The 14,670-nt window shown below is 33.8% G+C and carries 12 protein-coding genes; 6 read left to right on the top strand and 6 right to left on the bottom strand.

Annotated elements, in window-relative coordinates; translation table 11 throughout:
• The first annotated feature begins 9 nt into the window (after window positions 1-9).
• Window positions 10-870 (top strand): sigma-70 family RNA polymerase sigma factor, encoded by an 861-nt coding sequence (locus ACT3CE_RS07820; RefSeq protein WP_152734659.1) that lies wholly within the window; start codon window positions 10-12, stop codon window positions 868-870.
• Window positions 871-937: 67 nt separating this feature from the next.
• On the opposite strand, the gene uvrB is transcribed toward ACT3CE_RS07820, so the two are convergent.
• From uvrB to ACT3CE_RS07835, 3 genes are all read right to left on the bottom strand, one after another.
• On the bottom strand, window positions 938-2,947 hold the full coding sequence (gene uvrB, locus ACT3CE_RS07825) for an excinuclease ABC subunit UvrB (RefSeq protein ID WP_444709212.1): 2,010 nt from the start codon (window positions 2,945-2,947) through the stop codon (window positions 938-940).
• Window positions 2,948-3,075: 128 nt separating this feature from the next.
• Window positions 3,076-4,089, bottom strand: a complete 1,014-nt coding sequence (locus ACT3CE_RS07830; protein ID WP_444709213.1) for an endonuclease/exonuclease/phosphatase family protein — start codon at window positions 4,087-4,089, stop codon at window positions 3,076-3,078.
• Between the two features lie 17 nt (window positions 4,090-4,106).
• The gene (locus ACT3CE_RS07835; RefSeq protein ID WP_444709214.1) at window positions 4,107-4,691 is read right to left on the bottom strand and encodes an HAD family hydrolase; all 585 of its coding nucleotides are present in this window, start codon (window positions 4,689-4,691) and stop codon (window positions 4,107-4,109) included.
• A gap of 317 nt (window positions 4,692-5,008) precedes the next feature.
• Here ACT3CE_RS07835 and ACT3CE_RS07840 point away from each other — a divergent pair, with 317 nt between their 5' ends.
• The 3 genes from ACT3CE_RS07840 (at window position 5,009) to ACT3CE_RS07850 (ending at window position 8,939) form a co-directional block, all read left to right on the top strand.
• Window positions 5,009-5,371 carry a hypothetical protein gene (locus ACT3CE_RS07840; RefSeq protein WP_444709215.1) on the top strand — a complete coding sequence of 121 codons (363 nt, stop codon included), beginning with the start codon at window positions 5,009-5,011 and terminating at the stop codon, window positions 5,369-5,371.
• 243 nt (window positions 5,372-5,614) lie between these two features.
• Window positions 5,615-7,261, top strand: coding sequence for a hydroxylamine reductase (hcp, locus tag ACT3CE_RS07845; RefSeq protein WP_444709216.1), 1,647 nt, complete (start codon window positions 5,615-5,617; stop codon window positions 7,259-7,261).
• Window positions 7,262-7,433: 172 nt separating this feature from the next.
• Window positions 7,434-8,939, top strand: a complete 1,506-nt coding sequence (locus ACT3CE_RS07850) for a PepSY-associated TM helix domain-containing protein (protein ID WP_444709217.1) — start codon at window positions 7,434-7,436, stop codon at window positions 8,937-8,939.
• Window positions 8,940-9,005: 66 nt separating this feature from the next.
• Here the strand turns inward: ACT3CE_RS07850 and ACT3CE_RS07855 are convergent, their stop codons facing one another.
• Window positions 9,006-9,692, bottom strand: a complete 687-nt coding sequence (locus ACT3CE_RS07855) for a prolyl oligopeptidase family serine peptidase (RefSeq protein ID WP_444709218.1) — start codon at window positions 9,690-9,692, stop codon at window positions 9,006-9,008.
• Window positions 9,693-9,952: 260 nt separating this feature from the next.
• Here ACT3CE_RS07855 and ACT3CE_RS07860 point away from each other — a divergent pair, with 260 nt between their 5' ends.
• Window positions 9,953-10,999: a nucleoid-associated protein gene (locus tag ACT3CE_RS07860; RefSeq protein WP_444709219.1), complete on the top strand. Its 1,047-nt coding sequence runs from the start codon at window positions 9,953-9,955 to the stop codon at window positions 10,997-10,999.
• 60 nt (window positions 11,000-11,059) lie between these two features.
• Here ACT3CE_RS07860 and ACT3CE_RS07865 read toward each other — a convergent pair whose 3' ends face one another.
• Both ACT3CE_RS07865 and ACT3CE_RS07870 read right to left on the bottom strand, forming a co-directional pair.
• Complete coding sequence (locus ACT3CE_RS07865) at window positions 11,060-12,040, bottom strand: transglutaminase domain-containing protein (RefSeq protein ID WP_444709220.1); 981 nt, start codon at window positions 12,038-12,040, stop codon at window positions 11,060-11,062.
• A gap of 156 nt (window positions 12,041-12,196) precedes the next feature.
• Window positions 12,197-13,324, bottom strand: coding sequence for a M14 family metallopeptidase (locus ACT3CE_RS07870; RefSeq protein ID WP_444709221.1), 1,128 nt, complete (start codon window positions 13,322-13,324; stop codon window positions 12,197-12,199).
• Window positions 13,325-13,560: 236 nt separating this feature from the next.
• On the opposite strand from ACT3CE_RS07870, the gene mltG reads away from it, so the two are divergent.
• Window positions 13,561-14,631 (top strand): endolytic transglycosylase MltG, encoded by a 1,071-nt coding sequence (gene mltG, locus ACT3CE_RS07875; protein WP_444709222.1) that lies wholly within the window; start codon window positions 13,561-13,563, stop codon window positions 14,629-14,631.
• The last annotated feature ends 39 nt before the right edge of the window (window positions 14,632-14,670 follow it).

Consider the following 14,670-nt stretch of genomic DNA (forward strand, 5'->3'; position numbering starts at 1 on the left):
AAAGGGACTATGAGACAATTAAAGATAACTAAATCAATTACCAATCGAGAGAGTGCTTCCTTAGATAAGTACTTACAAGAGATTGGTAAAGAAGATCTTATTACAGTAGAAGAAGAAGTTGAATTGGCGCAGCGAATCAAAAAAGGCGATCAAAGAGCTTTGGAGAAATTAACCAGAGCAAATTTGCGTTTTGTTGTTTCTGTAGCTAAACAATATCAAAATCAAGGATTGAGTCTTCCTGACTTAATTAACGAAGGTAACTTGGGATTGATAAAAGCTGCAGAAAAATTTGATGAAACTCGTGGTTTCAAATTTATTTCTTATGCTGTATGGTGGATTCGTCAGTCTATCCTTCAGGCCTTGGCAGAGCAGTCTCGAATCGTTCGATTACCATTGAACCAGGTTGGTTCGTTGAATAAAATCAACAAAGCATTTTCGAAATTCGAGCAAGAACATGAAAGAAAGCCATCTCCTGAAGAATTAGCAGACTCCTTAGAATTGCCTGCAGATAAAGTTGCAGATACTCTACGTGTTTCTGGTCGTCACATTTCTGTTGATGCTCCGTTTGTTGACGGAGAGGATAACAGTTTGTTGGATGTATTGGTGAATGATGATTCGCCTATTGCAGACAGAAGTCTCTTGAATGAATCATTAACCAGAGAAATTGATAGAGCTTTAGCTACTCTAACAGAGAGAGAAAGTGATATTATTAAGCTTTTCTTTGGAATTGGAATTCAAGAAATGACCTTGGAAGAAATTGGCGAAAAATTTGGTTTAACTCGCGAGAGGGTACGTCAAATTAAAGAAAAAGCGATTCGTCGTTTGCGTCACACTTCCAGAAGCAAGTTGTTGAAATCATATTTGGGATAGTATTTCCCTAGAAATAACTGAAGCAGTTTCGAAAGAAACTGCTTTTTTTAATGCCTTTTTTTTACAATTACTTTTTTTCTTCGAGTTGTTTCTGAAGTCGATACATTTCATCGCGATACTGGGCTGCTTGCAGAAAATCCATTTCTTTAGATGCTTTCTGCATTGCTTTTTTAGTTTTTTCGATGGTTTTTTCCAAATTTTCTTTGCTCATGTATTGAACAACTGGATCGGCAGCAATCTCAACCGATTCGGGTCCGCTATAGGCTTTTGGCTGTTCTTTTTTATCGTGATCGATAATGCTTTCCTTCGATTTTACAATTTGTTTAGGGGTGATTCCATTTTTAATATTGTATGCCAGCTGTTTTTCTCTTCGATGATTTGTAGCATCGATGGTTTCCTGCATTGATTTTGTAATTTTATCGGCATACATAATTACTTTACCATTTATATTTCGGGCAGCACGGCCGGCAGTTTGTGTTAATGATCGGGTAGAGCGCAAAAAACCTTCTTTATCAGCATCTAATATAGCTACAAGTGAAACTTCTGGTAGATCAAGGCCTTCACGTAATAGGTTTACACCAATTAAAACATCAAAAACACCATTTCGAAGTTCTTCCATAATTTTTACGCGATCCAGCGTATCAACATCGGAGTGAATGTAACGACAGCGAATACTTAAATTTGTGAAATATTCCGATAATTCTTCTGCCATTCTTTTGGTTAGAGTGGTAACCAGTGTTCTTTCATTAATTTCAGTTCGCGTATTAATTTCAGCAATTAAATCGTCAATTTGATTTAAACTTGGGCGAATAATAATTTCCGGGTCGAGTAATCCCGTTGGTCGAATCACCTGTTCAACAACAACACCTTCACATTTTTCGAGCTCGTAATCGGCAGGAGTAGCACTTACATGAATGGTTTGTTTCGCAATTTGCTCAAATTCTTCAAATTTTAAAGGACGATTGTCCAGTGCTGAAGGTAAACGGAAACCATATTCTACCAGATTAATTTTTCGGGAATGATCTCCACCATACATTGCTCTAATCTGTGGAATTGTAACATGACTTTCATCAATTACTACAAGAAAATCGTCTGCAAAATAATCCATTAAGCAGAAAGGACGTGTTCCTGCTTTTCGGCCATCAAAATATCGCGAGTAATTCTCAATACCCGAACAATGACCTAATTCGCGAATCATTTCCAAATCGAAATTAACTTTTTCTTCTAATCTTTTTGCCTCCAGGTGTTTGCCTATATCCTTAAGAAAGGCAACCTGTGCTACCATATCATCCTGAATTTGATGTATGGCTTGCTGTACCCGATCTTTACTGGTAACAAAGATGTTAGCCGGATAAATGGTAATTCGATCATAGGAATCCAATTTCGATCCATTTAAGGGATCAAAAGAATAGATCTCATCAATCTCATCGTCCCAAAAAATAAGGCGATACGCAAAATCAGCGTAAGCAGGATATATATCTATTGTATCACCTTTTACGCGAAAATTTCCCCGGTCGAACTCTATTTCATTTCTGGAATATAAAGCATCTACAAAAGCATGAAGTAATTTATTACGTGAAATTAACTGTCCTTTTTTTATTATGGTAACATTAGCATGAAAATCATCGGGGTTACCAATTCCGTAAATACAGGAAACAGAGGAAACAACAATAACATCTTTTCTGCCCGAGAGAAGAGCCGATGAAGCACTTAAACGCAATTTCTCAATTTCATCATTAATAGAAAGATCTTTTTCTATATAAGTTCCTGTAACTGGCAAATATGCTTCGGGCTGATAGTAATCGTAATAGGAAACGAAATATTCGACAGAATTGTTCGGAAAAAAATTCTTGAATTCCCCATACAATTGTGCAGCAAGAGTTTTATTATGACTTAAGACAAGAGTAGGACGCTGCACTTTCTCTATTACATTGGCAATGGTAAATGTCTTACCAGAACCTGTAACTCCTAATAAGGTTTGAAATGGAGCACCGTTATTTAGGCCATTCGATAATTCTTCGATAGCAGTGGGTTGATCTCCTGTTGGTTTAAATTTTGATTCTATTTTAAATTTCATGCAGCACTTTTGAATCGTTTCTATTCTGATTTGCTAAAATAGAGAAACAATGCGAACCATGGAATATTTTGGCAATAAAAATGCCGATTGAAATTATCAACCGGCATTATATTTTTCAGCTTTTAATCTTAGTTTTTAAGTTTAAAATAAACTGGAAAGTGATCGCTGTAGCCACCAAAATATTTTGGTCCGGCATAGGTTCTACTTGGCAGGTATTCTCCATTTTTACTCTCGTAGCAAAACCATTGTTTTGTAAATATCTTTCCTGCATCGTATGTGGTGCTTAATCCATTCGATGAGTTAATTAATTCTCTGGATACAATAAGATTGTCGAGCATATTCCAATTTCCTCTATAGCTATAGCTTCCATGTCCATTGGCTTGTAAATCATACATTAAATTGTATAAATCACTGGCTTTTTGGGATTCTTTATTGTTCGAGGCAAGCAAGGTTTGGGTAACTGAAACATTGTTAGGTTCATCGTTAAAATCGCCCATAATAACGATTTTAGCATGCTCGTTTTTACTTTGTATTTTATTTACTGCCTCTTTAAGTTGTTTTGCCACAAAAACTCTGTTCTTTTCAGATTTCTCCTGTCCACCCCGGCGTGAAGGCCAGTGGTTTACAAAAATATGTAATGTATCAGTACCCATTATTCCAGTTACGTTAAGAATATCTCTGGTTTTATAATTGGGTTCCCAGGGAAACTGAATGTTAATTACTTCGTGGTTTAAGTACTGAAAGTCACTTTTTTTGTATAAAAGGGCACAATCAATACCTCTTTTGTCTGGACTCTCGGTGTGAGCGATTGCGTAATTTCCAGTTTTTAGGCTTTTTTGGGAAATTAAATCTTCAAGGACAGTTCTGTTTTCAATTTCACAAAGCCCAATAATAGAAGGTAAATTAAGAGTGTCTATAGCAGATAATACCGATGAAAGGTTCTCTAGTTTTTTAGAGTATCTTTCGGTCGTAAATTTTAATTTTCCTTCAGGAGTAAAATCATCATCCCATTTAATGGGATCGTTAATTGTGTCGAATAAATTTTCGACATTGTAAAAGGCGACCGTATATTCCTTTTTTTCTACATTACAAGAATAAATAAGTAGAGCTAATGGAATAAGGAAGAATAATTTTTTAAGCATGATTTAATTTTATTGATTTAGTAAAAAGGAGTTACATCGGTAACCATCATTCCTGCTTTTTCTGCTGCTTGTATACCCAATAAACCATCTTCGAAAACCTGACAGTTTTCGGGCGCAATACCCATTAAATTGGCACACTTTAAAAAAGTTTCAGGTTCTGGTTTGTGATTTTCCACATCGTCGGCACTTACAAGTATAGGAATGTATTTGTCCAGTCCTAATAACTTAAGAGTTTCTTCGGCAATGTTTCTTTTACCACCAGTACCTACAGCCATAGGCATTTTTTTATGGTATTTGTAAACAAGATCAGTAACAGGTTTAATTTCTGTTATCTTATGCATTTCCTTTGCGAAAAATTCTTCTTTTAAAGCGGAGAATTCCTGCGGATCAATAGAATGGTTGTTTTGTTTATTAAGCAATTCGATAATTTTAGCAGATGGCATTCCTGCGCAACTAGACAAAAATTCCTGACTATAACTAATGCCCATAACTTTAGCAGTTTTGTTCCATGCATCGTAATGAATTGGCATAGTATCGGCTAGGGTTCCGTCTAAATCGAATATTAAAGCTTTTGTGTTTGTAAAAATGTCTATCGATTTCATTTTCTTTCTGTTTATTTAGTTCAACTTCACACATTCATGTAAATTATCTTTCCTGTATCGGATAGTAAATAATATTACTACAGAATCGATAGAAAAGGAAGCCCAAATTATTAATTATTTTTTAAATAATAGCAAGTAAAATTTATTATTTGGATCTATTTAAATGAAAGAAGTAGTGCTTGTAAAACAGAGGTTTAAAGAGAGCTTAATTTGTGGTTCTCACTAATATTTTATAATTTTCTAATCTTAAAGAGAACATTTTTAGATAATATACGTTTTAAAAATTGTTAAGAGGTATAGAATTAAAAGGGAGATTTATGAAATTTGTGAGAGAAAGTTTGATTCTACTGTTTGTAATTTTAAGTTTGACTGTTAATGCTAAAAGTTTTACTAAGGCAGAAAAGAGGGCTGATATAATTACAGAGTGGATGGAGAAAAAGCTGGATTTAAATTCAGATCAGATTTCTAAAATTAAGGTTTTAAATTTGGAGTGCGAAAAAGAGATAGATAGATTAACTATCGAAAAAGCTGGTTTCTCGTGTATGCAAGCTGTTCGTGATAGTCTTCTTCAAAAAGAAAATGATTTTGAGAAAATTTTAACCCTTCAACAACTTTCCTGTTATAAGGAGAATAAATGCGAACTAAAAAAGAAGCTTAAAAAAATGTTTAAAAAATTGTAATTTCATATAGAATAATATGCTTTCCCAATTTAATTCGATTGGGATTTTTTTTTGTCTAAAAATATATAAAAGAAAAAAAGATAAAAAAATCTGAAAAATATTTGCGTTTGTAACATTCGTTACACTTTTTATTATTTAGATGTATCATATTTGTGAAGTCAAAAGGAAAGAATAGTGTAACTATCTCTTTCGAATTTTGTAACTTAAGAAATCAAATATCAATATCACTTAAATAAAAAAGATATGTCAATGTTTTGTTATCAGTGTCAGGAAGCAGCTAAGGGAACTGGCTGTACGGTAAAAGGAGTTTGTGGTAAAACCGATGAGGTTGCAAATATCCAGGATCTATTAATGTACGTAATGAAAGGAATTTCGCAGTACAGTACTCTTGCACGTGAAGCTGGAATTGAAAACGAAAAGGTAAATCGTTTTATTACAAATGGTTTATTTATGACCATTACCAATGCCAATTTTGATAAGGTAAAATTTGTAGAAGCAATTCGTGAAGGTCTTCAATTGAGAGAGGAAATTAAGAAACAAGCTGAAGATGCAGGTGTTGCTTTTGGTGAGTTACATCATTCTGCAAGCTGGTTTGCTGAAACTGAAAATGATTTTGATGCAAAAGCTCGTGTAGTCGGTATTTTAACTACAGAGAATGAGGATGTTCGTTCATTAAGAGAATTGACAATTTACGGTTTAAAAGGATTGGCTGCCTATGTAGAGCATGCTGATAATTTAGGTTTTGAGAAGAGCGAAATGTACTCTTTTATGCAAAAAGCTTTAAAAGCTACTACCGACGATTCTCTTTCTGTTGATGAATTGGTTGCTTTGGTAATGGAGTGTGGTGCAAATGGAGTTACTGCAATGGCTATGCTTGATGAGGCAAATACTACAGCTTACGGTAATCCAGAAATTACAAAAGTAAATATTGGTGTTAGCAATAAACCAGGTATTTTAATTTCGGGTCATGACTTGAAAGATATGGAGCAATTGTTGAAGCAAACAGAAGGAACTGGTGTTGATGTTTACACTCACTCTGAGATGTTGCCAGCAAATTACTACCCAGCATTTAAAAAATATGAGCACTTTGTAGGAAACTATGGTAATGCATGGTGGAAGCAAAATGAAGAGTTTGAAACTTTTAACGGACCAATTCTGTTTACTACTAACTGTATTGTTCCTCCAAAAGCAAATTCTACTTATCAGGATAAAGTATTTACAACAGGATCTTCTGGATTCCCGGGATTTAAGCACATAGTAGCTGATGAAAATGGAGTAAAAGATTTTTCTGAAATTATCGAGTTGGCTAAGACTTGTGCTGCACCAATCGAAATTGAAAAAGGCGAAATTATTGGAGGTTTTGCACACAACCAGGTAATGCAATTGGCTGATAAAGTTGTTGATGCAGTTAAGACTGGTGCTATTCGTAAGTTTTTTGTAATGGCAGGTTGCGATGGAAGAATGAAGAGTCGCGATTATTATACCGAATTTGCAGCAGCTTTACCAAAAGATACAGTAATTTTAACTGCAGGTTGTGCTAAGTACCGTTATAACAAGCTTGAGCTTGGTGATATCGGAGGTATTCCAAGAGTATTAGATGCTGGTCAGTGTAACGATTCATATTCATTAGCTGTTATTGCATTAAAATTGAAAGAAGTATTTGAGTTAAACGATATCAATGAGTTACCAATTGCATACAATATTGCATGGTACGAACAAAAAGCGGTTATCGTATTGTTAGCTCTCCTTTCTTTAGGTGTTAAGAATATTCACCTAGGACCTACATTGCCAGCTTTCCTTTCTCCAAACGTAGCTAAAGTATTAATTGATACATTCGGAATTGGCGGAATTGGAACTGTTGATGAAGACATGAAAATGTTCTTGAACTAGAAAAAAGATCTTAAAAGTATTCCGGATGTGGTTAGGAATGTAGGGTTTGTTTCCGGAATACTATTCTTAGAACTTATATATTAGAGATTAAAAAATAACTGTCTGCATGGTACTTTAATAAGTTCTGAGCAGACAGTTTTTTGTTTTATATCTTGCAATAAAATTAAAATTAATGGCTGCCAAAAAATCACTCGCATTTTTAAAAAAGTATCACAAGTGGCCTTCTCTTGTGTTAACTCTATTTATTATCTTTTTTTCCATTTCTGGGATTATCATGAATCATCGTGCTCTGTTTTCATCTATCGATGTAAATAGAAATTATCTGGGAAGTGAATATCAATATAAAAATTGGAATAAGGCAGCCGTAAAATCAGCTATTAACCTTAAAGGAGATACAGCTTTAATTTATGGAAATATTGGTGTTTGGAAAACGACAGATAATTTTCAGACATATAATGAGTTTAATAGGGGATTTCCCGAGGGAATAGATAATCGAAAGGTTGAAAAAATGATTTGTACCTCTTCGGGTAAAATTTACGCAGGAACTCTGTTTGGTTTGTATTATTTGGAGAATCAAGAATGGAAAAAACTTGAGTTGCCAGTTGAAGAACACCGGATTGTTGATTTAATGGAGCTTGACTCGAGTTTGTATGTTTTAAGCAGAAGTAATCTGTTAAAAAAAACGAAGTCTGGATTTCAGATTGTAGACGTTAAGGCTAGTGCCGATTACGATGGAAAAACAAGTGTGTTTAAAACCTTGTGGGAAATACATAGCGGCGAAGCGTTTGGATTGATTGGAAAATTATTTGTCGATTTTTTAGGTTTTGTATTCCTTTTTTTGAGTTTTAGTGGATTGGTTTATTTTTTATTTCCAAAGTGGATTAAAAAACTGAGAAAGAAAGGTGCAAATACTAAGGGGAAGATTCAATTTCTGAAATTCAATTTGAAATGGCACAATCGTTTTGGTAGTTGGCTTATTGTATTTTTAATTATAAGCACTTTAAGCGGTATGTTTTTAAGGCCGCCTTTGTTAATTGCCATAGCCAGTAATCGGGTTACTAAAATTCCATTTACTCATCTCGATCATTCAAATCCCTGGTACGATCAGTTTAGAAGGATACTTTTTGATGAGGAATTGGATAGGATTGTTTTGGCTACCAATGAAGGAATTTATTATTCTGATGATTTTTTTAAATCAGCTCCGAAAAAATACACAGCGCAGCCTCCTGTTTCAGTAATGGGAGTTAATGTGCTGGAGAAAATAGGGAAAGGACAATATTTGATTGCTTCGTTTAGTGGGATTTTTTACTGGATGCCAGAACAAAATTTAGTTTTCGATTACATAACACGGAAGCCTCATATTGCGGTCAAAAGAATGGGACCTCCCATTGCAGCTCATCCTATTGCCGGGTATCTGAAAGATGTAAAAGGCAATGAAATATTATTTGATTACAATTTAGGGGCAGGTAATTTAACTGACAATTCTGGATTTGCTCAAATGCCCCCAAAAATTCAAGAGAGTGAAATGTCTTTATGGAATTTGTGTTTAGAAATACACACAGGAAGAATTTATCAATACATTTTCGGGCGATTTTATATTCTTTTTATTCCTCTGGCAGGCTTATCCATTTTATGGATATTAATTGTAGGATATTTGTTGTATAGAAAACAGAAGTAAAAAAAGCTTTGAAAAAGATGAGTTGCTTAGCATTTTTAAAGAATACTAAGCAACTAATTTCTGGATTTATTTCTTTTTATGCGATAAAAACCATTTATACAATTCCGGGTTTGCATAAGTTATGGTCCATGAATTATGATCTGCTTTAGGATAAATAGTGAACTTTACCTTGCTTCCTAACTTTTTTAAGCGGTCTACCATTTCTTGCGATCTGATGATTGGAACAACATTATCTTTGGCTCCATGAAATACCCAGATAGGCATTGATTTTACAGCTTCAAGTTTGTTCGGATTTCCTCCGCCGCAAATGGGGGCTGCAGCAGCAAATAAGTTAGGCTTAGCAACTATCGATCCCCAGGTGCCAAAACCTCCCATGCTTAAACCTGTAATGTAAATTCTATCTTTATCAATGGGATATTTGTTAATGATTTCCTCATAAAAAGGCAGAAGAATTTCCTCATTCCAATACACAGTATCAGGACACTGAGGTGAAATAGTAATAAAAGGGAAGTCTTTTTTATTATCTAGAAAAGATGGAGGACCATGAACTTTTAATTTATTTAGATCATTGCCTCTTTCTCCCATTCCATGAAGAAAAATAAGGAGTGGAAGCTTATCCTTACCTTCGATAATTTCAGGAAAATATTCAAGATATTTAATCCCCAATTTAGAGCTTTGTTCTTTTTGTTGAGCCTGCATTTTATCAATTAAGAAAAGTGAAAATAGGATGATGAGTAGATAAGTTTTAGGCATGTTTTATTGTTTGGTTTAGTTAAATTTAGCAATTGTAATTGATTTGTAAAGAATTATTTTACTAAAGAAGTAAGTGTTAAGTTACACTTACAATGTTTGAAAGTAGTTTTCTTTATTATAGAGAGTATCCGAACAAGAAGAGAATGTCTTAAACAGCTTGTTTATAATAGGATTATTAAATTCGCCAACAAGCTAAGAATATTTTTCATGTTATTTAACGAAAGTGAGTATCTTTGTGGCGTTCTTAAAATAATTAGTACATGTTTAATTTTGAAGATATAAATTTGGATCGCATTGTGGTTCACAATGTTGGAAACAAACATTTAGAGGAAGATTTGAAACTTTCAAAATCTGAAATTCAGATTGAAGATGACGATGTTAGAGATATTCTGTTAAAATACTTTTTAACAGCCTTTAACAAAGAAGAGTTTTTTCATTTTCAGAACGAAGAAGGATTAAGCATGAACGAAGTGTATTGCTATGCTTCGGAGTATTTTGAAAATAATGAGAGTTTCTACGATCAATCTACCAATATTGCTGTTCATTTATTCGAAAAATCGAATCATCCGAACATAAAAGGAGGTGAGTTTTATTTGGTCGCATTTTCTAATTGTGTTGTTGATGGGGAAGTGTGTGATGCATTAGGGATTTTTAAATCTGAAAATAAAGATACTTTTTTGAAAGTGTATCAGAAACAGGAAAATTTTGAGTTGGGCTGTGAGAATGGAATAAATATCAAGAAATTAGATAAAGGTTGCCTGATTTTTAATACCGAAAAAGAAAAAGGATTTAAGGTTTGTATTGTTGATAAAACAAACCCAAATAAAGATGCTTTGTATTGGAAGGAAGAGTTTCTGGATTTAAAATTGCGTGAAGATAATTTTTATCATACTCAAAACTATTTGGATATGTGTAAAGGTTTTATTGGTGATGTGTATAACGACGAAAACGAAGTTGCCAAAGCCGATCAGATTGATTTAATGAATAAGTCGATTAACTTTTTTAAGGATAAAAAAGAATTTAACGAAGATTTATTTAAGCAAGAGGTAATTGAACAGCCTGAAGTGGCTACTGCTTTCGATGAATATAAAGATTATTATCAGAATGAAAGTGGAACTTCGGTAGCACAGGAATTTGAAATTAGTAATGACGCAGTAAAAGGCGAGCAAAAGCATTTTAAACATATCTTAAAGCTCGATAAAAATTTTCATGTTTACATTCATGGACAAAGAAAATTTTTAGAAAAAGGATACGATGCGGCTCGCGATTTAAGTTATTATAAGTTGTTTTTTAGAGAAGAGAATTAAGAGAAATCAAGCGCTATATATAAAATCCCAAATCCCAAATTAGTTAGGAATTGGGATTTTTTATTTACTATTTACTTTATATCCCAAAGCAGGTATGTTGTCAAAGTAAATTATTAATTCATTTTTTCCTTTAAATTCGCGATAGATCTTAAATAATAGGGAATTATTTTTGCGAATGGATTTTACTTTTTTGCCAAATTTGTCACTTTTAAAATGATAGGCAATTTCTGTCTCTTTTGTTACGTTTAATAGCTTAAATTCTAGAGCATTTCCTTTTTTTATGTTTTGAATGCCTTTTTTAGGCGAGATTAATTTAATCCCTTTCCCAAAAAAAGCTTTAAAAGGAATGGGCTGAAGTGCAAAATCAGTTTTGTTTTGGATTGTTTGCTTAAGTAGCCACTCCTCATTGTCAGGATAATGTTTCATGGCAAATTCTTCTGGTGATGATGCAAAGTAGGCTGGTGAAAATTCTTTGTGAAATTTCATTTTAGAATAATCAACCCATCCTGCGGCCCAGGTTACGTCTACTAATAGCCATTTATTATGTATTTTAATTGCATTCCACGCATGATTGGAAGGTAGATTGCTCTTGCCAATTTCAGAAACATATCTTCTTGCTGTTCCAGGAACAATTTTACACTCAATATTCATTTTATTACATAATATCTGATAAAGGGTAGAGTATGATTCACACAAAGCTTTCTTCTTTTTTAGGCTTTTCTCGGCTAAATCAATTCTGTACTGTTTCTTTTTGGCAAGTAATTCTTCTTCTGTTCGGTACGAGAAACGAACTCGGTTTGGTTTACCCACTTGTTTTGTATCGTAGGCAATATTTAGGGCAATCCATGTAAATGCAGCGGCGGCTTTTTCTTCTTTATTTTTAAAGTCTTTGTTGATAAGCCTTACCAGATCGTTTGTTGATGAAAAATCGGAAGGATACTCTGTAATGATTGTTATAAGATGATTACTAACCTGAGCTTTTGTTTGAAAAAATAAACAGGAAATTAGAATGATAAGAATGGATTTTATTTTATACTTCATGCGGATATTTATAGTTCGATTATAAAAATATAAAAAATGAGAACAATAATCGAGCCTGAAAGTTTACAGAGTTTGGGGTATATAAAAAGCCCACGCTCACGGAAGCTTGAGTATGGGCCTTTCGAGTAATATACTTAGTAAAAGTATAATCGTTTATTATCTTAGTTGATCTACCACTTTTAGAATAGGCTGAAGAACCGATTCTCCAAGTAAAATGCTTCGGTCTGGAGACCATCCACATTCTGGTTCAGGTAAATCATTATTGTCCTTAAATGGCATTTCGATCGTCAAAGATAAACATTTAAATCGTTCTCCAATGTGTTTTGAGCAAATTGCTAAATTTCCTTCGCCTGGTTTGTTCTTTGGATAGCCGTGAGTGTTTTGAAAATCAGGGCAGGTAGCTACCCATGTGTTAATGAAATTTTTTGTTAAATTTTTTAATCTTTCGTCGAAAGAAGGAATGCCTTCAATACCTGATATAAAATTATATGGTAAAGCTTCGTCGCCATGAATATCTAAATTTAGGTCGCAGCCATATTCATCCATTAAATTACGAACATGAAATACTTCCGGACTATTTTCAATATTAGGTTCTGCCCACTCTCTGTTGTAATTAAATCCTTTGGTGTTCACGCGAAGGTTTCCGGCAATACTTCCGTCGATATTCATATTCGGAACAATATAGAAAACTGCTTTATTTAACAAAGTTCTTGAAACAGGATCATCTTCATCGAGCAATTTTCCGATTAGGCCTTGCATAAACCATTCGGCCATGCTTTCTCCGGGATGCTGACGAGCAATAATCCATATTTTTTTCTTTTCTTCATCAGGTTCACCAACAATTAACATGTCGATATCTTTCCCTTCAATAGTTTTTCCAATAGAGACCAATTCGCATTCTTGCGACATTTGTGCATTGTGTACTAAATCGAGATGTTGTTCGTAGGTGTAAGGTGCAAAATAAGCATAATATACCGAGTTATATTCGGGAGTGTGCTCAATGCATAATTCTTTTCCGTTGTAGGTAGAAGGAATTCTAAACCAATGCTCTCTATCGTATGATGCAACAGTGTTGTATTGTTCATATCCTTCAGGATAAGAGGCTTTATGTGCATTTGTAATTTTTATTTTTACCGATTGTTCCTGCATTCCGCTTAATCTAAAATAAAACCATTGAAAATGCTCAGAATTGGTGTCATTAGGAATTTCAAGCTGAATGTCTTGAGGATTAGTAGCCTTAATTACTTTAATTTTACCACTATCGAAACTAGCTGATATGTTCATTTATGTTGTTTTATTGTGTGCATTTCAAAGATAATAAATCTAGCTTAGCAGAGAACATTTATCGCTTAACAGTTAATAAGAATTTAAATTATTTTGAATTAAGGATTTCTTTTTTCAGACGATAGAAGTGTTTATTAATTAAATACGTATTGTAAGAAATTTTTCTCTTGAGAAAATAGGATCTGATTTTTTCTTTTATTTTTGCGAACTTAGTATTCTCATTCAATAGTAAACAAATGATAAATTTATTGCGTTTAGGTAATATTCGATCAGGAAAATGGAAAGTGTTTTTTGTGGCAATCATGTTGATTTTGATTGTTGCAGGAGCAATTCTGTTTAATTTATATATGAAAATTTTCTCAACGAATGTTGATTTGGGAGAAAAGCAAAGCAGCTTTGTGTATATTCCTACCGATGCAAGTCAGTACAATATTTTACAGATATTTGCCGAGGGTAAGATGATTAAGAACATCAGTTCATTGGAGTGGGTAATGGATAAGAAGAATTATGCACGCCACATTCATGCCGGAAGATATCAGATTAAAAATGGTATGTGTAATAACGATTTGGTCGATTTGCTAAGATCGGGAGCACAGGTACCCATTAATCTTACGTTTAATAACACCCGAACATTAGAAGATTTTGCTGGAAAAATAGCCAAACAGATTGAGGCAGATTCCATTAGTCTGCTTGCTAGTTTAAAGGATAAAGAGCGAATTGCAAAATATGGATTTAAAGCTGAAACCATTATTGGTATGTTTATTCCCAATACTTATCAGTTGTATTGGAATACCGATTCAAAATCTTTTATGGATAGAATGCATGAAGAGTATTCGCGATTTTGGAATGCCGATAGATTAAAGAAAGCGAAGGAAATTGGCTTATCTCCTGCCGAGGTGAGTACGCTGGCTTCGATTGTTGATGAAGAAACCATAAAAAAAGATGAGAAAGCCCGAGTGGCAGGAGTATATATGAATCGACTGAATCGTAGAATTAAATTGGATGCCGACCCAACATTGAAGTTTGCATTGGGTGATTTTTCAATTAAGCGAGTATTGAACAAGCACAAGAGAATAGATTCTCCCTATAATACTTATAAATATCGTGGATTGCCTCCCGGGCCAATTCGTCAGGCATCGGTATCTGGCTTGAATGCCGTATTGAATTACGAAAAACACCGATATATTTATTTTTGTGCTAATCCTGATTTTTCTGGTTATCATATTTTTGCCAAATCACTTCGCGAGCACAATCGCAATGCTCGAAAATATCAAAATGCATTAAATAAAAGAGGGATAATGAAGTAGCACTATCAGTTTGCGAATAAATTATCAGGCTAAAAAATA

The organism is Marinifilum sp. RC60d5, assembly GCF_052400665.1.
GTDB lineage: Bacteria > Bacteroidota > Bacteroidia > Bacteroidales > Marinifilaceae > JBQTGK01.